Annotated in this window: 7 protein-coding genes and 1 pseudogene; 5 read left to right on the plus strand and 3 right to left on the minus strand. The window is 73.5% G+C overall.

Annotation, left to right across the window (positions count from 1 at the left end):
* Positions 1-13 precede the first annotated feature (13 nt).
* Positions 14-907, minus strand: a complete 894-nt coding sequence (locus ACH4NX_RS37650) for an ACP S-malonyltransferase (protein WP_398130328.1) — start codon at positions 905-907, stop codon at positions 14-16.
* A gap of 269 nt (positions 908-1,176) precedes the next feature.
* Here ACH4NX_RS37650 and ACH4NX_RS37655 point away from each other — a divergent pair, with 269 nt between their 5' ends.
* The 5 genes from ACH4NX_RS37655 to thiO are packed head-to-tail and all read left to right on the plus strand — an operon-like array spanning position 1,177 to position 17,165.
* The gene (locus tag ACH4NX_RS37655; protein ID WP_398130327.1) at positions 1,177-2,772 is read left to right on the plus strand and encodes an AMP-binding protein; all 1,596 of its coding nucleotides are present in this window, start codon (positions 1,177-1,179) and stop codon (positions 2,770-2,772) included.
* Positions 2,773-2,818: 46 nt separating this feature from the next.
* A complete protein-coding gene (locus tag ACH4NX_RS37660; RefSeq protein ID WP_398130326.1) occupies positions 2,819-13,402 on the plus strand; it encodes an SDR family NAD(P)-dependent oxidoreductase in 10,584 nt (3,527 codons plus the stop codon).
* Positions 13,399-13,965: an FcoT family thioesterase gene (locus ACH4NX_RS37665; protein WP_351400759.1), complete on the plus strand. Its 567-nt coding sequence runs from the start codon at positions 13,399-13,401 to the stop codon at positions 13,963-13,965. The genes ACH4NX_RS37660 and ACH4NX_RS37665 overlap by 4 nt, the downstream gene beginning before the upstream one ends.
* 30 nt (positions 13,966-13,995) lie before the next feature.
* Positions 13,996-16,077 carry a type I polyketide synthase gene (locus ACH4NX_RS37670; protein WP_398130325.1) on the plus strand — a complete coding sequence of 694 codons (2,082 nt, stop codon included), beginning with the start codon at positions 13,996-13,998 and terminating at the stop codon, positions 16,075-16,077.
* Positions 16,074-17,165, plus strand: coding sequence for a glycine oxidase ThiO (gene thiO / locus ACH4NX_RS37675; protein ID WP_398130324.1), 1,092 nt, complete (start codon positions 16,074-16,076; stop codon positions 17,163-17,165). The genes ACH4NX_RS37670 and thiO overlap by 4 nt, the downstream gene beginning before the upstream one ends.
* A gap of 92 nt (positions 17,166-17,257) precedes the next feature.
* Here thiO and ACH4NX_RS37680 read toward each other — a convergent pair.
* Positions 17,258-20,377 (minus strand): annotated as a pseudogene (locus tag ACH4NX_RS37680) (type I polyketide synthase); the annotation flags it as partial.
* Positions 20,378-20,420: 43 nt separating this feature from the next.
* On the minus strand, positions 20,421-23,566 hold a 3,146-nt coding region (locus ACH4NX_RS37685; RefSeq protein ID WP_398153390.1), incomplete at its 5' end, for an SDR family NAD(P)-dependent oxidoreductase.

Raw genomic sequence — 23,566 nt, forward strand, 5'->3', positions numbered from 1 at the left:
GGTTCCGTCCGGGCTATGCGATCGTGCTGCGCCGGCGCGGTCGCATAGCCGTGTCCGGTCGCACCGCCACGACCTCGAACGCGTCGGTCATGACCTCCACCCGGCCCCACAGCGCGTCGTGCCCGGCCACGTGCACCCGCTCGACGCCGAGGCCCTTGAGTGTCTCCGCGACCGCCGGCCACCGCACCGTGTGCGTCACCGCGTCCAGCAGCAGCGACCGTACGCCGTCCGCGGTCCGCACCAGTGACCCGTCGTGGTCCGACACGACGACGGTCCCGGGATCGGAGAACGGGACGTCCGCGACGACCTCGGTCGCGATCTCCTCCCGCAGCTCCTCGAAGAGCGCCGAGTGCATCGGCGGCCGCATGACGTACAGGGGCAGACCGCCTGCCGCCCGCAGCCGTCCCTCCAGCCAGTCCACCGTGCCCTCGCGCACCGACAGCATGTGGAAGTCGTGGTCGACGTGGCAGGCCACCTCGTTCCACTCGCCGCGCGCGTCCAGCTCGGCGCGGATCTCGGCGAGCCGGTCGGGCGGGACGCGCGCGAACGACTGGGTGACGATGTCGCGGTGCTCGCGGGCGAAGTAGGCGTCCACGCGGCGGCCCCAGTCGACGGTCATCGTCACGGCCTCGGAGAACGGCAGCGCCCCGGACTGCACCGCCGCCGCTATGCCGCCGAAACTGGCGCCGGCGCACGCCACCGGCGCGGCGTCCTGCTCGGCGACCGCGCACTCGGCCAGTGCCAGGCAGGAGACCAGGAAGACGAGCCGCGTCGACTCGGGGAACGCCCCCTGGTCGCCCCGGGCCTCGGCCTCCCGGTACCGGTCCACCAGGGAATGCCCCAGTGCCCGGTCCGCCTCGGCGACGAACCGGCGTGCCACGGGATGGGCCACCAGGAACCGTGCCAATTCAGCGAACCGTGTCGGGCCGATTCCGGGAAAGACAATCGCCGACATATTCTCGCCCTCCCTGTTTGTCGCGCTCGTGGCCTGTGTCTCGAAAGGCAGGCTGCTCGACCCTACTGTTTCCGGTCATTCTTGTCGGCTCCCCCCGTGCCGGCATAACCCCTATGGCCCCCTAGATCGCCGGTGATCGGACAGAGATCCTTGTGTGGCGTAAAAGCACCCTGCTAGAAAAAGCCTGGCATTGGCTGAAAACGCCGAATGGAAGGTGGCGCATGAGTCCGAATGGAGCGCGTCCGGCTCGGGCGCACGCATCGGTGGACAACCTGCGGACATATCTGCTGGCCGCCGCCCGGAAGGGACCCGGCCGGCCGGCCGTCATCCAGGCAGCGGCCGACGGGGCGCTGGAGACGATCACGTACGGCGAGCTGGAACGGCGTACCGACCGCTACGCCGCCGCACTCGACGCCCTCGGACTCGACGTCGGCGACCGCGTCATCCTGGAGTCCGACACCGACGCCGATGCCGTGGCGGCTCTGCTGGCCTGTGCCACCCTCGGACTGACATTCGTCCCGGCAAGCCCCGAGGCGCCCGACGAGCGGCTCCTGACGATCATCGACAGCGCCGAACCCGCGCTGTACCTGCAGTCCGTGCGCGGGCAGCGAAGCGGCATCCCCGAGCCGGTCGGCACGGGCCGGTTCGGCCCCGACGGCCTCACCGTGGAGCGTCCGCCCGTGCCGCGCGTCCGCCGCCGTCGCACGGTGACGCCCGTCGACGCCGCGTACATCACCTTCACCTCGGGCACGACGGGCAGGCCAAAGGGCGTGGTCATGAGCCACCGCGGGGTCATCGCGTTCCTGCGGGGCGCGGAGGCCGCGGAACTCATCACGTCCGAGGACCGGGTGGCCGGAACGGCGCCGTTCCAGTTCGACTTCGCGCTGGTCGACATCGGCCTCGCCCTCAGCCACGGTGCCGCCCTGGTGCCCGTGCCCCGCGACCGGCTCAACTGGCCCCGCCGCTTCCTGTCGTACCTGCGGGAGACCGGGACGACCCAGGTCGACGCCGTCCCTTCGGCCTGGCGCCCGTCGCTGCGGCACGAGCCCGGCCTGCTGGCCGAACTCGGCGAGGAGGGCACCCTGCGCCGCATCGCGTTCTCGGGGGAGAGCTTCCCGCTGGACGAGCTGAGGCGCCTTCAGGCCCTGCTGCCGAAGGTCCGCTTCACCAACGGCTACGGGGCCACCGAGACGATGGCCGCGTCCCTCACCGAGGTGCCCAACCCGCTGCCCCCCGAGACCGAACGCCTGTCGATCGGCTACGCCGTCGCCGGCGCGGAGATGATGCTCGTCGGACCCGACGGCGCCGTGGACGAGCCCGGGGTGCTCGGCGAGATCTACCTGCGCACCCCGTCGCTGTTCTCCGGCTACTGGGGAGACCCCAAGGCCACGAACGCCGTCGTCGTCCCCGACCCGATCGACCCCAGGTCGGGACAGCGGGTCTTCAAGACCGGCGACCTGGCCTCCATGGGGGCCGAGGGCGAGCTGTACTTCCACGGCCGTGCCGACTCCCAGGTGCAGATCCGCGGCAACCGCGTCGAACTGGGCGAGGTCGAGCGCCGCATCAGCGATTTCCCGGGCGTCACCGGCGCGGTCGCCATGATGGTGCCGCGCGAGGACGGCGACCCGCTGCTGCACGCGTTCGTCACCCACGCCCCCGACGGTCCCGGGGCGGCCACCAAGGATGTCATCGCGTTCTGCCGCGCCGGACTGCCCGGCTACATGGTGCCCCACCGGCTGCACGCGGTGGGCGAGTTCCCGCTGACCGTCAACGGGAAGGTCGACCGCGCGGTCCTCACCACTCTCGCGACGTCCTGACCGCCCCGATGGCCTCCACGCCTCTTCTTCGTTGCGGAGTATGCACATGACCGAGCAGTCAAGGGCCGCGATGCTGGAACTGGTCCTGGCGCAGGCCGCGGCCGTGCTGCGGGCCGCCGACCCCGACGCCTACGGGGACGGGACCACCGGCGTGGCGGCCGACCGCCCGTTCCTCGCGGGCGGCCTGGACTCGCTGGGCCTGGTCCAGCTGCACCGGCGGCTCACCACCGAGCTGGGGGTGGAGCTGCCCGTCACCGTCGGCTTCGACCACCCGACGCCGACGGCCCTGGCCCGCCACCTGGCGGAGGTGGTGCACGGCACCGCCGAGCCGGGCGAATCCGACGACACCGCGGCGTCCGCGCCGCCCACGGTGTTCGACGAGCCGATCGCGATCGTCGGGATCGGTTGCCGCTATCCGGGCGGGGTCACCTCGCCCGAGGACCTGTGGCGGCTCCTGGCCGACGGCACGCACGTGCTCACCGACTTCCCCGACGACCGGGGCTGGGACCTCGACCGTCTCTACGACCCCGACCCGTCGGTGACCGGCGCCAGCTACGTGCGGCGCGGCGGATTCCTGCCGGACGCCGCCGACTTCGACGCGGACTTCTTCCAGATCAATCCCAAAGAGGCGCTGGCCATGGATCCCCAGCAGCGGCTGCTGCTGGAGACCACCTGGGAGGCGATCGAACGCGCCGGCATCGATCCGGGCCGCCTGCGCGGCACCATGTCGGGCGTGTTCATCGGCGTGGAGCCGCACGAGTACGGGCCCCGCACGCACGAGGCCCCGGACGGCCTCGACGGCTACGTCCTGGGCGGCAACCTGCCCAGCGTCGTGTCCGGCCGCGTCGCCTACACGCTCGGCCTGGAAGGGCCGACGCTCACCGTCGACACCGCCTGCTCGGGCTCGCTCACCGCACTCCACCTGGCCGTCCGGGCTCTGCAGCGCGGCGAGTGCGCACTGGCGCTCGCGGGCGGCGTCACCGTGATCTCCAGCCCCGGCACGTTCACCACGTTCAGCCGCCAGCGCGGCCTGGCCCCCGACGGACGGATCAAGGCGTTCGCCGCCGGGGCGGACGGCACCTCCTTCGCCGAGGGCGCGGGCGTCTTCGTCCTGACCCGCCTCGCGGACGCGCGGCGTGACGGACTCCAGGTGCTGGCCGTCATCCGCGGAACCGCCATCAACCAGGACGGCGCCTCCAACGGCCTGTCCGCCCCCAACGGCCTGGCCCAGCAGCGCGTCATCCGCCAGGCCCTCGCCGACGCGGGCCTGACCGCCGACGAGGTCGACGCGGTCGAGGCGCACGGCACCGGAACCATGCTCGGCGACCCCATCGAGGGCCAGGCACTGGTCGCCGCCTACGGGCGCGGACGCTCACCAAAGAAGCCTCTGTGGCTGGGATCGGTGAAGTCCAACATCGGGCACACCGGCGCGGCGGCGGGAGCCGCCGGGATCATCAAGATGGTCCAGGCGATGCGCAACGGCACGCTGCCCCGCACCCTGCACGTGGACGAGCCGACCCCGCACGTCGACTGGTCGCAGGGCACCGTCCGGATCCTGACGGAGCCCGTTCCCTGGCAGGCCGCGGACGCGCCGCGCCGGGCCGGCGTCTCCTCGTTCGGCGCCAGCGGCACCAACGCCCACGTCATCATCGAGGAACCGCCCGTCGCCGTCGCCGAGAGCGCGGAGGCCGCCGCGCCCGCGCCCGCGGCCGACCGCCCCGTGCCGATCGTCCTGTCGGCCCAGGGCGAGGCAGCGCTGCGCGGCCAGGCCGAGCGGCTCCTGCGGACCGTCGACGAGGCGTCCCCGCTGGACGTCGCGTACTCGGCAGCCACCACGCGTGCCGCGCTGCGCGACCGCGCCACCGTCGTCGCGGCCGACCGCGAGGAGCTGCGCCGCGCCCTGACCGCCCTCGCCACCGGCACCACCGCACCCGGACTGCACACCGGAACGACGCCGGCCACGGGCCGGACCGCGTTCCTGTTCACCGGCCAGGGCAGCCAGCGCCCCGGCATGGGCCGCGAACTCGTGCGCGCCTTCCCGGTGTTCGCGCAGGCGCTGCAGGAGGCCGCCGACCACCTCGACCTCCACCTCGACGAACCCCTGGGCGAGGTGCTGTTCGCCGAACCCGGCTCACCGCGGGCCGCCCTGCTGAACCGGACCCGGTACGCGCAGGCCGCTCTCTTCGCCGTCGAGGTGGCCCTGTTCCGGCTGCTGGAGTCCTGGGGCGTCACGCCGGGCTTGCTCGCCGGGCACTCCATCGGCGAGATCGCCGCCGCGCACGTCGCGGGGGTCATGAACCTCGCCGACGCCGCCCTGCTGGTCGGCGCCCGCGGCACGCTGATGGACGAGCTCCCCGAGGGGGGCGCCATGGTCGCCGTGCAGGCGCGGGAGACGGAGGCCGCCCCGTACCTGACCGAACGGGTGGGCATCGCCGCCGTCAACGGGCCGTCCGCGATCGTGCTCTCCGGAGAGGAGGAGGCCGTCCTCGCCGTCGCGGCCCGCTTCGCCGAGCAGGGACGCAAGACGAAGCGCCTGCGGGTCTCGCACGCCTTCCACTCGCCGCTGATGGCCCCGATGCTCGACGGCTTCCGCCGGGTCGCCGAGACCCTCACCTATCTGCCGCCGCGCATCCCCGTCGTGTCCAACCTGACCGGCGAACCCGTCACCGGCTTCGACGCCGACTACTGGGTGCGGCACGTGCGCGAGCCGGTGCGGTTCGCCGACGGCATGAGCTGGCTGGAGTCCAACGGCGTCACCACCTACGTGGAACTGGGACCCGACGCCGTCCTGTCGGCGATGGGACGCGACTGCCTCACCGACGACGGCGCCGACGCCGCGTTCGCCACGCTGCTGCGCGACGGGCACGACGAGGAGCACCAGGCCGTCACCGCGCTCGGCCTGGCGCACGCCCACGGCCTGTCCGTCGACTGGGACCGCTTCTTCGACGGCCGGGGCGCCCGCCGAATCCCGCTGCCCACCTATGCGTTCCAGCGCAAGCGCTACTGGCTGGACGCCGGGAACACACCGGGCACGATCGGGCACCCGATGCTCGACACCGCCGTCAGCCTCGCGGGCACCGACACCCTGGTCCTGACGGGCCGGCTGTCCACCCGGTCGCAGCCGTGGCTGGCCGACCACGTCATCGCGGGGGTCGTCCTCGTACCCGGCACCGGACTGGTCGAACTGGCCGTCCGGGCAGGCGACGAGGCGGGCTGTGCCGCGGTGGAGGAACTCACCCTGGAGACACCGCTGGCGCTGACCACGGACTCCGGTGCGGAGATCCAGGTCGTCGTCGGCGCACTCGACACGACGGGCCGCCGCACCGTCGAGATTCACTCCCGCCCCGCGCAGAGCGAGGAGAACTGGACCCGGCACGCCAGCGGAGTGCTCGCCGAGCACGGCCCGGGCCCCGCGGCCGACACGTCCGTGTTCACCCAGTGGCCGCCGGCCGACGCCGAGCCGATCGACGTCACCGGACTCTACGAGCGCCACATCGCTCAGGGATACGGCTACGGACCGGCGTTCCAGCGTGTCCGGGCCGCCTGGCGGCGTGGGGACGAGGTCTTCGCCGAAGCCGCCCTGGACGACGCGGGCGGCGAGCGGTTCGGCCTGCACCCGGCCCTGCTGGACGCCACCCTGCACGCCGCCGAGGGGCCCGAGGACGAGGGCCAGGTGCGTCTCCCGTTCGCCTGGCGCGGCGTCGAACTGCACGCCGCCGGCGCCACGGACGTACGCGTCCACCTCGTCCGGACCGCCCCGGACGAGGTCTCCGTCGAACTCGCGGACGCCACCGGCGCACCGGTCGCCACCGTCCGCTCGCTCGTCCAGCGGCCCGTGGCGATGGACGGCGTACGGCCGACCGGCACGCGGGACGGCTCGCTGCTGCACCTCGAATGGACCAGCGTCCAGGCCCCCTCCGAGCCGGACGCCACGGCCCGCGAGTTCCACCTGGCGTTCGTCCCGGCCGCCTTCCCCGGTTCGCCGGTCGAGGCGGCGCAGACGGCGACGCTGCACGGCCTGCGGCTCATCCAGGACGCGCTGCGTGACGACACCCGGCTGGCGATCGTCACGCGCGACGCGCCGGACGACCCGGCACTCGCCTCCCTCCGGGCCCTGGTGCGCTCCGCACAGGCCGAGAACCCCGGACGATTCGTGCTGGTCGGCGCGGACCACGACGTGCCCGAACACGAACTGCGCGCCGCCCTGTCCTGCGGGGAACCGCAACTGGCCCTGCGTGACGGCGCGGTGCTCGTACCACGGCTGGCCCGCACACCCGTACCGGACGACCCGCGGCCCGGCGACTGGAACCCGGACGGCACCGTACTCATCACCGGCGGCACCGGAGGCCTGGGTGGCCTCGTCGCCCGCCACCTCGTCCGCCGGCACGGTGTCAAGCACGTGCTGCTCACCGGGCGCCGCGGCCCGGACAGTCCCGGCGTCGCCGAACTGACCGCCGAACTCGCCGAACTGGGCGCCGAAGCGACCGTCACCGCCTGCGACGTCGCCGACCGCGGGGCCCTGACCGCCCTGCTCGCGACGATTCCCGAAGGGCGCCCGCTGACCGGTGTCGTCCACTGCGCCGGGGTCGTCGACGACGGACTGGCCGGAACACTCACGCCCGAGCAGGTCCGCACCGTCTTCCGCGGTAAGGCCGACGGCGCCTGGCACCTGCACGAGCTGACCCGCGACCTCCCGCTGGCCGCGTTCGTGCTGTTCTCGTCCGCGGCCGGAGCCCTGGGGGCACCGGGACAGGGCAACTACGCCGCCGCCAACGCCTTCCTCGACGCGTTGGCCGGCCGGCGCGCCGCTCAGGGCCTCGCGGCGACGTCCCTGGCCTGGAACCTGTGGGCGGGCGACGCGGGCATGGGCGCCCGCCTGGACGAGGTGACCCTGCGTCGCGCCGAGCGCTCCGGCCTGCCCGCCCTGGGCACCGAGGAGAACCTCGCCCTCTTCGACCAGGCCCTCACCGCCGGCGAACCGGCCCTGGTGCCACTGCGCATCGAGGCCGCCGCGCTGCGCGCCCGTCCCGAGGGCATACCGCCGGTGCTGCGCGGCCTGGTCCGCGCGCCCGCCCGCCGGCACGCCGCCGCCGCGGCCGCGGGGGGCCCCGGCGGCCTGCTGGCCGACCGGCTGGCCGGCAAGCCGGCCGCCGAACGCGAACGGATCGTCTCCGACCTCGTCCGCACCCAGATCGCCACCGTCCTCGGCCACGGGAACGGCTCCGTGATCGACCCCCGCCGCGCCTTCACCGATCTCGGCCTCGACTCCCTGGCCGCCGTCGAACTGCGCAACGCGCTCGGCTCGGCCACCGGGCTCCGGTTGACCTCCACCCTCATCTTCGACCACCCCACCCCTCGCGCCCTGACCGAGCACGTGCTCGACAAGGTGAGCGGTGCCACCCCCGCCGCCGCCCCGTCGCGGACCACCGTGCGGGCCGCGGCGGACGAGCCGATCGCGATCGTGGCGATGGCCTGCCGCTACCCGGGCGGAGTGACCTCGGCGCAGGAGCTCTGGCAGCTGGTCGCCGACGGCACCGACGCGATCAGCGCCTTCCCCGACGACCGGGGCTGGAACACCGAGGAGATCTACGACCCCGAGCCCGGCAAGCACGGCACCACCTACACCCGCGAAGGCGGCTTCCTCCACGACGCCGCCGACTTCGACCCCACCTTCTTCGGCATCAGCCCGAAGGAGGCCCAGGCGATGGACCCCCAGCACCGGCTACTCCTGGAGACCGCCTGGGAGGCCGTCGAACGGGGCGGCCTCGACCCGCACTCCCTGAAGGGCAGCTCCACCGGCGTGTTCGTCGGTGTCATGAACCACGACTGGTCCACCCGCTCCGGCTCCGTCCCCGAGGACCTCGCGGGCTTCACCGCCGGCGGTGGCCTCGGCAGCGTCGCCTCGGGCCGCATCGCCTACACCCTCGGACTGCACGGACCCGCGGTCACCATCGACACCGCGTGCTCCTCCTCCCTGGTGGCCATGCACTGGGCCATGCAGGCCCTGCGGCAGGGCGAGTGCACGCTCGCCCTCGCCGGCGGCGTCACCGTGATGGCCACACCGGAGACGTTCGTCGGGATGAGTCTGCAGAGCGGACTCGCCGCCGACGGCCGCTGCAAGGCGTACGGCGCGGGGGCCGACGGCACCGGCTGGGGCGAGGGCGCGGGACTGCTCCTGCTGGAACGCCTGTCGGACGCACGCCGCGCCGGACATCCGGTGCTCGCGGTGCTCCGCGGCTCGGCGATCAACCAGGACGGCGCGTCCAACGGCCTGTCCGCGCCCAACGGCCCGGCCCAGCAACGCGTGATCCGGCAGGCCGTGGCCTCCGCGGGCCTGACCCTCGCCGACATCGACGCGGTCGAGGGCCACGGCACCGGCACCACCCTCGGCGACCCGATCGAGGCGCAGGCCCTGATGGCCACGTACGGACAGGAACGCGCGAACGGCGATCCGCTGTGGCTCGGGTCGGTCAAGTCCAACCTCGGGCACACCCAGGCCGCCGCCGGCGTCGCCGGCGTGGTCAAGACGGTGATGGCGATACGCAACGGCGTGCTGCCCCGCACCCTGCACGCCGACACGCCCTCCCCGCACATCGACTGGACCGAGGGCGCCGTCGAACTGCTCGGCGAGGCCAGGCAGTGGCCGGCGCACGGCCGCCCGCGCCGCGCCGCGGTGTCCTCGTTCGGCGTCAGCGGCACCAACGCCCACGTGGTCATCGAGGAGGCGCCGCCACCCGGACCGCGGGAACCGCGCGGCGAACGGCCCCCGGCCCTGCCACTGACGGTGTCGGCGACGTCCGCCGAGGCACTGCGCGCCCAGGCGGCACGGATCGCCGCCCACCTGCGGGCCCACGACGACGTGGACGAACTGGACGTCGCTGCCTCGCTCGCCCGCGGCCGGGCCGCCCTGGAGCACCGGGCCGTGATCGTGGACACCGGCCGCGATGGCCTGCTGGCCGGGCTCGACGCGCTCGCGGCCGGCAAGTCGCCCGCCTCCGTCGTGGCGGGCGTGCAACGCGGCGACCCGCGCGCGGTGTTCGTCTTCCCCGGCCAGGGCTCGCAGTGGCAGGGCATGGGAGTGGACCTGCTGTCGTACTCCCCGGCCTTCGCGACCCGCTTCGGCGAATGCGCCAAGGCCCTCGAACCGCACGTCGAATGGAACCTGCTCGACGTGCTGCACGGCGCGTCCGGCGCACCGCCCCTGGACGACGTCGACGTCGTCCAGCCCGTGCTCTGGGCGGTGATGGTGTCCCTCGCCGAGGCGTGGCGCGCCGCCGGCGTCGAACCGGCCGCCGTCGTCGGCCACTCCCAGGGCGAGATCGCCGCGGCCTGCGTCGCCGGCGCGCTGTCGCTGGAGGACGGCGCCCGCGTCGTCGCCCTGCGCAGCCGCATCATCCGCCAGGACCTGGCGGGCCGGGGCGGCATGATGTCCGTGGCCCTGCCCGCCGACCGCACGGCCGAACTCCTGGCCGACTGGGACGGCCGCCTCCAGCTGGCCGTCGTCAACGGTCCCGGCTCCGTGGTCGTGTGCGGCGAACCGGAGGCTCTCGACGAGCTGCGGAGCCGCCTGGACACCGACAACGTCCAGGCCCGCCGCATCCCCGTGGACTACGCCTCCCACTCGGTGTTCGTGGAGGAGATCCGCAGCCGGCTGCTCGCCGAGCTGGCCGGCCTGACGCCGCGGACCTCGTCCGTGCCGTTCTACTCCACCGTCACCGCGGGCACGCTGGACACCGCGGGCCTCGACGCCGAGTACTGGTACACCAACCTGCGGCAGCCCGTGCGGTTCGAGGAGACCACCCGGGCCCTGCTGGACGACGGCTTCGAGATCTTCGTCGAGGCCAGCCCGCACCCCGGCCTGCTGGCCGGACTCGGTGAGACCGCCGAGTCGGCCGGCGTGGCGGCCGCGCTCATCGGCACCCTGCGCCGCAGGGACGGCAGCCCGCACAAGTTCCTCACCTCGCTGGCCGAGGCGTACGTACGGGGCGTGGACGTCGACTGGGAGACTCGGTTCGCCGGAAGCGGTGCCCGGCGCGTGGACCTGCCGACCTACCCGTTCCAGCGCAAGCGGTACTGGCTGGAGGTCACCGAACACACCGGCGACCCGCTGGCCAACGGACAGGTGTCCGCCGACCACCCGCTGCTGGGCGCCGCGGTGTCGGTCGCCGGGGCGGGGGGAGTGCTCCTCACCGGCCGCCTGTCGCTCTCCACCCAGCCGTGGCTGGCCGACCACGCCCTCGGCGGCACCGTACTGTTCCCCGGCTCCGGCTTCGTCGAACTGGTCATACGGGCCGGTGACGAGGTCGGCAGGGGACGCGTGGACGAACTGGTACTGGAGACACCCCTCGTCCTGCCGGAGCGCGGCGGCGTCGCGGTTCAGGTGGTCGTCGACGCGGACCTGCGCACCGTGTCGGTCCACTCACGGCCCGAGGACGCGCCCGCCGGCGCCGCCTGGACACGGCACGCCCAGGGCATCCTCGCCGAGGCCGGCCCCGAGCCGGCCCACGAGCCCACTCCCTGGCCGCCGCCGGGCGCCGAGCCCGTCGACCTCAGCGGCTTCTACGACCCCGCCTCCGACGACGGCCTGCGGTACGGCAACGCGTTCCAGGGCATGCGCGCGGCCTGGCGGTCCGGCGACGACGTCCTCGCCGACATCGTGCTGCCCGAGCGGACCGCCGCCGACGCCGGACGGTACGGGCTGCACCCGGCTGCCCTCGACGCGGCCCTGCACGCCACCGCGCTGCTCGACGCCGACGCCGGACGGATCACGCTCCCGTTCCTCTGGAGGGGGATCGACCTCCACGCCGCCGGGGCCGCCGCCCTCAGGCTGCGGACGACCCGCCTCGGCGAGGACGGGGTCGCGCTTCGCCTGACCGACACCACGGGCCGTCCCGTGGCCTCCGTCGAGTCGCTCGTCCTGCGTCCGGTGGCCGCCGGCGGGCCGGTCCGCGCGGACCGGACCCACGACTCGCTGTTCGAACTCGTCTGGACCCCTGTCGAGCCGGCCGCGGCCGCGTCCCCGACCGTGGTGTACCGCTGCGCGGGCGGCACGAGCGCGGAGGCGGTGCACGCGGAGACCACCGCGGTGCTGGAAACCGTCCAGTCCTGGCTCGCGGAGGACCGTGACGACGCCGTGCTCTCGGTCGTCACACGGGGCGCCGTCCCGGTCGGCGGCGAGGACGTCACCGACCTCGCCGGAGCGGCGGTGTGGGGACTGGTCCGCAGCGCCCAGACGGAGAACCCGGGGCGCATCGTCCTGATCGACCTGGACCCCGGCGACCCGGGCCACGCCACGGTCGACGCCGGCCCGCTGGCGGCGACCGGCGAGGCGCAGATCGCCGTGCGCTCCGGCACCTCGTACCGCCCGCGCCTGACCCGCGTGAGCGACGACCGGTCCGGGTCCGCGACCCCCTCCACCGTCTTCGGCGACCGGCCCGGCACCGTGCTCGTCACGGGCGGCACCGGCACCCTGGGCAGTCTGGTGGCCCGCCACCTGGTCACCGCCCACGGTGTCACCGAACTGCTCCTCACCAGCCGCCGCGGGCCCGACGCACCCGGCGCCGCCGCCCTGGCCGCCGAACTCACCGAGCTGGGCGCCCGCGTGGAGGTGGCCGCCTGCGACGCCGCCGACCGGGACGCCCTGGCCACCGTACTCGCGGACCGCGTCCTCGCCGGGGTCGTGCACACCGCGGGCATCCTCGACGACGGGATCATCTCCTCGCTGACACCGCGGAGAATGGCCGCGGTGATGCGCCCGAAGGTCGACGCCGCGCTCAACCTGCACGAGCTGACCGCCGGCCAGGACCTCTCGGCGTTCGTGCTGTTCTCGTCCGCCGCCGGCGTCACCGGAGGCGCCGGACAGGGCAACTACGCCGCCGCGAACGCCTTCCTCGACGGCCTCGCCGCCCACCGGCGCGCCCACGGACTGCCCGCGCAGTCGCTGGCCTGGGGACTGTGGGAGGAGGCCAGCGGCATGACCGGCGCGCTGGACGAGTCCGACGTGGCCGGCATGCGGCGCGACGGCGTCCTGCCCATCGCCTCCGACGAGGGCCTGGCGCTGCTCGACGCCGCCGGAACGCTCGACCGGGCCTTCCTGGCGCCCGTCCGGCTCGACCTGACCGGTCAGCGCCGCGCGGACGTGCCGTACCTGATGCGGGACCTGGTGCGCGGTCCGGCCCGGCGCGTCGTCGAGGCCACCGACACCGCGCCCGAACCCGCCGAGAGCCTGCGCGACCGGTTGGCCGGTCTGACCCCGGCCCGCCGGGAACAGGCACTGCTCGACCTCGTCCGCACCCAGGCCGCCGCCACCCTCGGCTTCGCCGAGGCCGACGAGGTCGACGCGGAACGGTCGTTCCGCGACATGGGCTTCGACTCCCTGGCTGCCGTCCGTTTCCGCAACAGCCTCGGCGAGGCCGTCGGGGAACGCCTGCCCGCGACCCTCGTCTTCGACCACCCGACCTCCCTCGTCCTCACCCGCCACCTGCTGGAGGAACTGGCGCTCGGCGAACCGGAGACGGACCCGGAGCAGGCCGACGACACGGGGGACTCCGAGGACCGCACCGCGGCGATCCAGAACATGAGTCTGGCCGAACTGCTCCGTACCGCGCGAGGATCAGGAGATCCGACATGACCCAGCTGCTCGACGCCACCGACCGGCGTGTCTATCCCACGGACGAGGAACTGCTGCACCGCGTGCTGACCCCGTACCGGGCCAAGCGGTGCGAGTACCTCACCTCGGCCACGGTCACCCTGCACGGCGGCGACGGCCGCGACGGCGGCCTCCTCAGCGCCGACTGCTCCTTCGTGATCCCCGAGTCCTGCTACATCGACGACACGGGGCACTTCAACTCGGTCGAGTTCAACATCTGCTTCAACCAGATGGCCTACTACCTGATGGCCAAGGCGGTGAAGGAGTCCCTGATCGAACCGTTCTCGCGCTGGACCATGGAGCAGTTCTGGGTCCGCCAGCTCGCCGACGTGTTCATCACCGACTTCAGGAGCACGTTCCGCAACGCCATGAGCGGCCGTGACTTCCGCGGCCAGATCGAGATCGTCGACATCGCCGACTGGGACGGGAACGACCTGCGCGACGCCCTGGTCATGCTGCGTACCCGGTGCCGCTACTGGGACGAGAAGGGCGGCGAGAGCCACGGCGAGATCGCCGCCGCCATAACCAACCCGCCCGAGAACTGATCCGGCCCGGCCACCGCGGAGGAAGCGACGATGAGCAGCACGGAAAGGCCTGGGCTTCCCGAGGAAGCGCGGCAGGTCGACACCGGGCACATATACGACCGGCTGGCTGAGCGCGGCCTGCGGTACGGGCCGGCCTTCCGGAACCTGCGGGCCGTGTGGTCGCACGGGGAGGAGGTCTACGCCGAGGCCGGTCTGGAGGGCGGGACCGGCGGCGACGACTACCTCGTGCACCCGGCGCTGTTCGACGCCGCCCTGCAGGCCGCGCTGGTACCGGGCCTCGACAGCGAGGGCGGTACGTTCCTGCCCTTCGCGCTGCGGGGCATCCGCCTCCACCGGGCGGGCGCCAGCACCGTCAACGTCCACGCCGTGCCCCACGAGAACGGCATCTCCCTGGCGCTCACCGGTGACGACGGCGAGCCTGTCGTCACGGTCGGCACCCTCGTCAGGCGTGCCGTCTCCGCCGACCAGCTCGACGCCGCCGCGCAGCGCACCCGGCTGCTGCGCGTCGCCTGGAAGACCGTCGAGCAGCTGCCCACCGACACGCACCGGACGCACTGGGCGTTCCTCGGCACCGACCACATCGGCGTCACCGGCGCGCTGAAGTCCGTCCGCCACTCGTTCGACTCCTACCCGTCGTTGGCCGCACTGGACACCGCGCTCCGCGAAGGCGCGTCCGTTCCCGACGTGGTCGTGGTCTCGTGCACGGACCAGGACTCGCCGGTGCGCTCCGCAGCTCAGCGCGCCCTCATGCTCGTACAGGAGTGGTCGGCCGACCACCGCCTGGCCGACTCCCGCCTCCTGCTGGTCAGCAGCGGTGCCGTCGCGTCCCGCAGTCAGGAGGACCTGTCCGACCTGCCGGGCGCGGCCGTGTGGGGCCTGCTGCGCAGTGCCCAGTCCGAACACCCCGGACGTTTCATCCTGGCCGACGTCGACCACCCCGAGGACTCCGGCCGTGCCCTGGTCGCCGCGGCGGCCTCCGGAGAACCCCAGCTCGCCGTGCGCCACGGCGCCCTGTTCCGGCCCCGTCTCGTGCGCTGCCCGCCACCGTCCCGGCGCGTCGGCCTCACCGGAACCGTCGTGATCACCGGCGGCACCGGGGCGCTGGGCCGCCTGTTCGCCCGGCACCTGGTCACCCGCCACAACGTCCGGCACCTCGTCCTGCTCAGCCGCCGGGGTCCGGACGCCCCCAACGCCGCCGACCTGGACACCGAACTCACCGCGCTCGGCGCCCGCGTCGACCTGGTGGCCTGCGACGTCACCGACCGGTCGTCGCTCGAAGGCGCCCTGGCGGACTTCCCCGCGCCCTCCGCCGTCATCCACACCGCGGGCCTGCTGTCCGACGCCACCGTCGACACCCTCACCCCGCACAGGCTCGACCAGGTCCTGCGTCCCAAGGTCGACGCGGCGCTGCACCTGCACGACCTGATCCGCGACCCGGACTGCCAGTTCCTGATGTTCTCGTCCGTCGCCGGGCTGGTCGGCAACTCGGGGCAGGCCAACTACGCCGCCGCCAACTCCGTCCTCGACGCGCTGGCCCACCACCGCCGCACCCTCGGCCTGCGGGGCCTCTCCCTCGCCTGGGGCCTGTGGGAGAGTGAGGACGGGATGGGCTCCGAGTTGTCCACCACCGACCTCAACCGCATCAAGCGCTCCGGCTTCGCACCGCTTGGACACGACCAGGGACTGGCCCTCTTCGACGCGGCGCTCGCCGGCGACGAGGCCGTCCTCGCTCCCGTGCGGCTGAACGAGGCCGCACTCACCGGGCACGTCCCGCCGGTCCTCGCCGACCTGGCGCCCGCCCCCTCCGGCACGTCCGACAACGCGCTGAACCTCCGCCTGGCCGACCTGCCGGAGGACGAGCGCGACGGCGCGGCCCTGCACTTCGTCCGCGCGTCCGCGGCCGCTGTCCTCGGCTACGACAGCTTCGAGGACATCGACGCCGACCGGGAGTTCGGGGCCGTCGGCCTGGACTCCATCGGCAACCTCGAACTCAGCCGCCGCCTGTCGGCCGGCACCGGGCTGCCCCTGCCCGCGACCCTCGTCTTCGACCATCCGACACCCGCAGGGCTGGCTTCCCATCTGCGGCGACTTCTCCAGGAGAACGCATCGTGAACACCGTCGTCGTAGGTGGTGGCGTCATCGGCCTGGCCACGGCCTGGCGGGCCGCGCGCCGAGGCGTCACCGTCACCGTGATCGACCCGGCCCCGGCCAGCAAGGCGTCCCACGTCTCGGCGGGCATGCTGCCACCCGGCCACGAACAGCTCATCGGCCAGGAGAACCTCCTGCGCCTGTGCATGACCTCCCGCGACCTCTACCCCTCCTTCGTGGCGGAGCTGGAGGAGTTCGCCCCCGCCGGCTTCCGGCGCGACGGCGTGCTGGACGTCGCCTTCGACGAGGACTCCATGCGCAGCCTCGAACGACAGCAGGGCCTCCAGGAGTCGCTCGGCATCCGCACCCAGCGGCTCTCACCAAAGGAGTGCGACGCGTTCCAGCCGGACCTGGCCCCGGTCGTCGGCGGCCTGCTGTCCCCCGACGACGGCTCCATCGACCCGCGCGTGCTCAACGCGGCGTTGATCACGGCCGTCGAAGCCCTGGGCGGCACCATCGTCCGACGCAGCGTCGTGCGGGTCGGTGACCACACCGTCACCCTCGACGACGGCGACGCGGTGGCCTTCGACCGCCTCGTCCTGGCCGCCGGTTGCTGGACCCACCACATCGGAGGCCTTCCCGACGGCGCGGTCCCGGAGATCCGCCCTGTCAAGGGTCAGGTCCTGCGCCTGCACTCGAGCCCCGCGCTGCTCAAGGTGACGACGCGGGCCTTCGCCAAGGGCTCGTCCCTCTACCTGGTGCCCCGTCCGGACGGCGAACTGGTCATCGGCTCCACCTACGAGGAACGGGGCTACGACGAGGTCGCCACCGCCGAGGGCACCGGCGCGCTGATCGCCCGCGCCGCCAAGGTGATACCCGGCGTGGGCTCCCTGCGCTTCGACGAGATCAGCGCGGGGCTGCGCCCAGGATCTCCCGACGACCTGCCCGTCATCGGCCCGACGGCCGTCCCCGACGTCTACATGGCCTCCGGCCACTTCCGCATGGGCGTCCAGCTCGCGCCCGTCACCGCGGAGGGCATGGCCGCCTATCTCACCGACACCGCCCCGCACGCCTCGGTGGTGCCGTTCACCCCGCTCCGCTTCTCCTCCTGACCGCTCCCGCGCATACGACTCCGCCCCCTCACCGGACCGGGTGAGGGGGCGGAGTCGTATGCGCGGGTCGCCGTCGTGGCCGCGCCGGGTTCTCAGGACGGGACCGTCACGGCATTGCTCAAGGTGCCGGTGGCGTTCTCGGTCCAGGAGTGGTCCTCCTCGGAGCGCGACCTGATGGTGAGGGCACGCCCCCCGGACGGGTCCTCGGAACCGACGACGACCTGGAGGAGCGCGGCGTCGTGGGTGCCGAAGGTGACCGGGGCGTTCAGCACGAGCTCCGCCACCTCGTCCAGGCCCACGGTACGGGCGGCGTGCAGCGCGAGCTCGACGAAGGCGGTGCCGGGCAGGATCACGGTCCCCATGACGATGTGGTCGGCCAGCCACGTATGCGTGGCCAGCGTCACCCGGCCGGTGAACAGGTGGCTGCCGTCCGGGAGTTCGGTGGCCGTGGCCAGCAGCGGATGCGAGGCGGCCTCCAGGCCGAGGCCGGCGGGCGAGCCGATGGAGTCGGCCGTGTCGAGCCAGTATCGGCGCCGCTGGAAGGCGTACGTGGGAAGCGTGACGCCGCGGGCCCCGCGCCGCGCGAGGAACCCCTCCCAGTCGACGGCCGTGCCGCCCGCGTGCGCCTGGACGAGGCCGTCGAGCAGGGTGGTCGGCTCGGCGGTGTCGGATCGCAGCATCGGCACCGCGGTGGCCTCGGGCAGCGCCTCACGTGCGAGCGCGGTCAGGACGGCGTCCGGGCCGATCTCCAGGTACACGCTCACGCCGTCGTCGTGCAGCGCCGTCAGAGCGTCGTGGAAGCGGGTCGTGCCGCGGGCATGGGCGGTCCAGTAACCGGCACCGGTGACCTCGGACCCGGCCGGCCGGCCGGTGACCGTGGACACCAGGGCGGCACGGGGCGTGTGGTAGGTCAGGGTCTCGGCGACGCGGCGGAAGTCGTCGAGCATGGGGTCCATGAGCGGTGAGTGGAAGGCGTGCGAGACGGTGAGCCGCCTGGTACGCCGTCCCTGCGCCGAGAAGTGGTCGGCGACGGCGTCGACGTCATGCTCGTCCCCGGAGACCACCAGCGCCCGGGGCCCGTTGACGGCGGCGATACCGGTGCGCGCGGTCAGGTGCGGGGCGACCTCTTCCTCGGTGGCCTCGACCGCGGTCATGGCGCCGTCGGTGGGCAGGGCCTGCATGAGGGTGCCGCGGGCGGCGACCAGTCGGCAGGCGTCGTCCAGGGACAGGACCCCGGCGACGTGCGCCGCGGCGATCTCACCGATGGAGTGGCCCACCAGGTGGGTGGGCACCACGCCGAACTCGTCGGCGAGGAGCCGGCAGAGCGCGATCTGCAGCGCCAGCAGGCCCGGCTGTGTGTAACCGGTCCGGTTCAGCAGGGTGGCGTCGTCGGCGAACACGACGTCCCTCAGGGGGCGTTCGGCGTCCAGATGACGATCCAGGGTGACGCAGACCTCGTCGAAGGCGTCCCGGAAGACGGGGTAAGTCTCGTGCAGCAGTCGGCCCATGCCCGCGCGTTGGGCGCCCTGACCCGTGAACAGGAAGGCGACCTTCTGGGTACGGGGCCGGGTGGGAAGGGTGACGAGGGACGGGTCCTGGACGAGCGCGCCCAGGCGTGCGAGCAGGTCCTCACGGGTGGCGCCGACGACCGCGACCTGGTGCTCGAAGGTGGTACGGGTGGTGACCAGCGAGTAGGCGAGGTCGGCCGGATGCAGCTCGGGCTGCGCCGCGGCGTGGTCGAAGAGCCGCTGGGCCTGGTCGCGCAGGGCCTGTTCGGACTTGGCGGACAGGATCCAGGGGATCGCCGTCTCCTGAGGCGCGGTGCTCGCGACCGGCTCCGCCACGGCGGGAACGGGGGCCTGCTCCAGGACGAGGTGGGCGTTGGTGCCGCTGATGCCGAAGGAGGAGACGGCGGCGCGGCGGGGGTGGTCGGTCTCGGGCCAGGGCCGGGCTTCGGTGAGCAGTCGTACGTTGCCGGTCTCCCAGTCGATGTGGGGGCTGGGCTCGTCGGCGTGCAGGGTGCGGGGCAGGGTGCCGTGGCGCATGGCCTGGATCATCTTGATGACCCCGCCGATGCCGGCGGCTGCCTGGGCGTGACCGATGTTGGACTTGAGCGAACCGAGCCACAGCGGCTCCTCACGGTTCTGCCCGTACGTGGCCAGCAGGGCCTGCGCCTCGATCGGGTCGCCCAGCGGAGTGCCGGTGCCGTGGCCTTCGACCGCGTCGACCTGGTCGGGCGTGAGCCCGGCTCCGGCCAGCGCCGCGTTGATGACGCGCTGCTGGGCGGGACCGTTGGGCGCGCTCAACTGGCTGCTCCTGCCGTCCTGGTTGACGGCGGAGCCGCGGATGACGGCCAGGACGGTGTGTCCCTTGGCCTCCGCGTCGGAAAGCCGTTCGAGCAGGACCATGCCCGCGCCCTCGGCCCAGATCGTGCCGTCGGCGCCGCCCGCGAACGACTTGCACCGGCCGTCGGCCGCCAGCCCGCGCTGCCGGCTGAACTCCACGAACATCCCCGGCGTCGGCATCACCGCCGCGCCGCCGGCCAGCGCCATGGTGGACTCGCCGCTGCGCAGCGACTGGCAGGCCATGTGGAGGGCGACCAGCGACGAGGAGCACGCGGTGTCGACCGTGACCGCCGGACCCTCGAGACCGAGCGTGTACGCGAGCCGCCCGGAGGCCACACTGAGCGTGTTGCCGGTCAGCAGGTGACCCTCGACGTCTTCGGGACCCCGGTGGTTCAGCGAGGCGTACTCGTGCCCGGACACCCCGCTGAACACCCCGGTAGCGCTGCCGCGCAGCTCCCCGGGGGCGAGCCCGCTGCTCTCCAGGGTCTCCCAGGTGACCTCCAGGAGGAGCCGCTGCTGGGGGTCGAGCGCGAGGGCCTCGCGGGGGCTGATGCCGAAGAACTCGGGGTCGAAGCGGTCGGCGTCGTACAGGAAGCCGCCCTCACGGGCGTAGGTCTTCCCCGAGGCGTCGGGGTCCGGGTCGTACAGGCCGTCCAGGTCCCAGTTGCGGTTGTCCGGGAACGGCCCCACCGCGTCGCGCCCCTCGGCCACCAGCTCCCACAGGCCCTCGGGCGTCGTGGCCCCGCCGGGGAACCGGCAGGCCATGCCCACGACCGCGACCGGCTCCCGGTCGCGCGACTCCGCCTCGGCCAGCCGCAGGCGGGTCCGTTGCAGGTCGGCGGTGACCCGCTTCAGGTAGTCGCGAAGCTTGTCCTCGTTCATGATGCGGCGTCGCTCCCTAGTTGCCGAGTCAGGAGAGCCCGAGCTCGTTGTCGATGAAGTCGAATATCTCGTCGTCCGTCGCCGTCTCGACCTCCATCCGCGGTCCCCGCCGCTCAGCCTCGGAGTCCTCCAGGGCCTCCAGCTTCAGCAGGAGGGCCTGCATACGGGCAGCGACGGCGGTCCGTACACCGGGTACGACGGTCTGCAGACTCTCCTCCAGCCTGTCCAGCTCGGCGACCAGCGTCTGCGAGGGATCGCCGGAAGCCTCCCGGGGCACCATTTCGGCCCGCAGCATGGAGGCCAGCCGGGCCGGCGTGGGGTAGTCGAACAACGCGGTCGGAGGCAGCCGGAGCCCGGTCGCCCGGTTGAGGTTGTTGCGGAACTCGACGGTGGTCAGCGAGTCGAGCCCCATGTCCAGGAACCCGGTGTCGGCGTCGACGGCGTCCGGCGAGCTGTGACCGAGGACCGCGGCGACCTGGCCGCGGATGTAGGTCAGGAGGATCTCCAGCTGCGTGGCCGCGTCATGGGAGACGAGCCGCTGCCGCAGCGTGTCCGACCCGGTCCCGCCGCCCTGGGCGGCGGCCCGGCGGGCCCGCGAGCGGATCAGCCCGTGCAGGACCGGCGGGACCGTGGCGTCGACCTCGCCCAGCCGGGCGAGGTCGAGCTTCGCGGGCACCAGGAGAGTCTTGTCCGGCGACTCCAGCGCGAGGTCGAGCAGGCCGAGCGCCTGCGCCGTCGGCATCGCGCCGATGCCGCCGCGGCCGAGCCGTGCCCTTCCGACCTGATCCAGTGCCGCGGTCAGCTCGCTGGTCCGGGCCCACAGGCCCCAGGCCAGTGACAGGGCCGGCAGGCCCTGGCCGCGGCGGTGCTGGGCGAGCCCGTCCAGGAAGGTGTTGGCGGCCGAGTAGTTGGCCTGTCCGGCGTTGCCGATCGCTCCGGCCGCGGAGGAGAACAGGACGAACGCGGCCAGGTCCATGTCCTGCGTCAGCCGGTGCAGGTGGTAGGCGGCATCGACCTTCGGCCGCATCACCGCCGCCAGCCGTTCCGGCGTGAGGGAGGAGAGGGCGGCGTCGTCGAGGACACCGGCCGTGTGGAACACCCCGGTCAGGGGGTGCGCGTCGGGGACCGACCGCAGGAGCCCGGCCAGCGCCTCGGCGTCCGCGGTGTCGCAGGAGGCGACGGAGACGTCGGCGCCGAGCGCCTCCAGTGCCTCGGCCAGTTCCGCCGCGCCTTCCGCGTCCGGTCCGCGTCGGCTCGCGAGCAGCAGGTGCCGTACGCCGTGCCGTTCCACGAGGTGACAGGCCAGCAGGCCTCCCAGGGTGCCGGTGCCGCCGGTGATGAGCACGGTCCCTTCGGGGTCGAGCCCGGCGCCGCCGGCGTTCCCGTCGTCCTCGCCCTCGGGTGCGGTCAGGGCCGCGCGGGTCAGCCTGGGCACGAGCAGCCTGCCTTCGCGGACGGCGAGTTGCGGCTCCTCCGTCGCCAGGGCGGCGGGAAGCGCCCGGCAGGAGGCCTCCGACTCGTCCATGTCGACGAGCACGAACCGGCCGGGGTACTCCGTCGCCGCCGTACGGATCAGTCCCCACACCGCGGCCGCGGCCGGCTCCGGTACCCGCTCGCCCTCCTCGACGGCGACGGCGCCACGGGTCAGCACCACCAGCCGCGCGTCGCTGAGGGTGTCGTCGGAGACGAAGCCCTGGAGCAGCGTGAGCATCTCGTTGGTCGCGGTGTGCGCCTGTGCCGCCAGGTCGCCGTCGGAGGAGCGGTCGGGTCCCGCCAGCACGATCCGCGGCGGCTCGCCGCCGTTCGCCTCCGCTCCGCGCAGCGCGGCGAGGACGGAGTGGTCCACGGCGTCGACCCCGGCTGCCCGGAGCGCGGCCGTCAGATCAGCCATGTCGAGGCCCACCCACCGGCCGCCGGTCTTGGACGCGGGCGCCGGCACGGGGATCCAGCCCAGCTCGTACAGGGCGTCGCTCTGCCGGGCGCGGGCCGCCGTCAGGTGTTCCGGCGCCACCTCGCGCATGGTCAGCGCGGTGGTGAGGACGGGCGCACCGGTGGCGTCGGCCACCGCGAGCGACAGCAGGTCGTTCTCCGAACGGGACAGCCGTACCCGCAGCCGGGTCGGGCCGACGGCGTGCAGCGCGGCGCCGCTCCAGGAGAAGGGCAGCCGTACACGGTCCGACTCGTACCAGAAGAGCATCAGCGGGTGCAGCGCCGAGTCGAGGAGAGCCGGGTGGATGCCGTACGTCTCGGGGTCCGCGTCCTCCGGGAGGGCGATCTCCGCGTAGAGGTCGTCACCGACCCGCCAGCCGGCCCGGAAGCTTCGGAACAGGGGCCCGTACTCGTATCCGCGCTCGACGAACCGGCCGTAGAACTCCTCGATGTCGACGGCCTCGCCGCCCGCGGGCGGCCACGCCGTGAGGTCGAACGCCGGCTCCGGCGCGGAGTCGGCGAGGAATCCGGTGGCGTGCCGCGTCCACTCGGCCGTCTCCCCGGCAGCCTCGCTCTCGGGTGACGAGAAGAGGGAGAACGACCGTCGCCCGTCCTCGTCCGCGGAACCGACGGTGAGCCGCAGTTCCCGGGCACCGTGCTGCGGTACGGCCAGGAAGGCGTGGTGCGTCAGCTCTTCGATCTGATCGCAGCCGACGTAGCCGGCCGCGTGCAGCAGCAGGTCCACGAAGGCGACGCCGGGCAGGACGACCGTCCCGTGCACCACGTGGTCGTGCAGCCAGGGCTGGGCCCTGAGCGACACACGCCCGGTGAACACGGCGCCTTCCCCGTCGGGGAGGGTGATCGCCGCGGTGAGCAGCGGGTGCGCGGACCTGTTCGCGGCCTCGCCGGTGGGTTTGGGCGCGTCGAGCCAGTAGCGCCGGCGCTGGAAGGGATAGGTGGGCAGGTCGACCGGCGTGGTGGCGCTGGTGGTGAAGGGGGTCCAGTCGACGGGGGTGTTGGTGTGGGTGTGGGTGGTGGCCAGGGCGGTGAGGAGGGTGCGGTTGTCGTCGCGGTCGCGGTGCAGGAGGGGGGTGACGGTGGTGTCGGTGTCTTCGGGGAGTGTGTCCCGGGCCATGGTGGTGAGGGTGCTGTCGGGGCCGAGTTCGAGGTAGTGGCGGACGCCGTTGGTGTGGAGGGTGTTGATGCCGTCGGCGAAGCGGACTGTTGCGCGGACGTGCTGGACCC

This window comes from Streptomyces sp. NPDC017225 (assembly GCF_044331465.1).
In the GTDB taxonomy this organism is placed as follows: domain Bacteria; phylum Actinomycetota; class Actinomycetes; order Streptomycetales; family Streptomycetaceae; genus Streptomyces.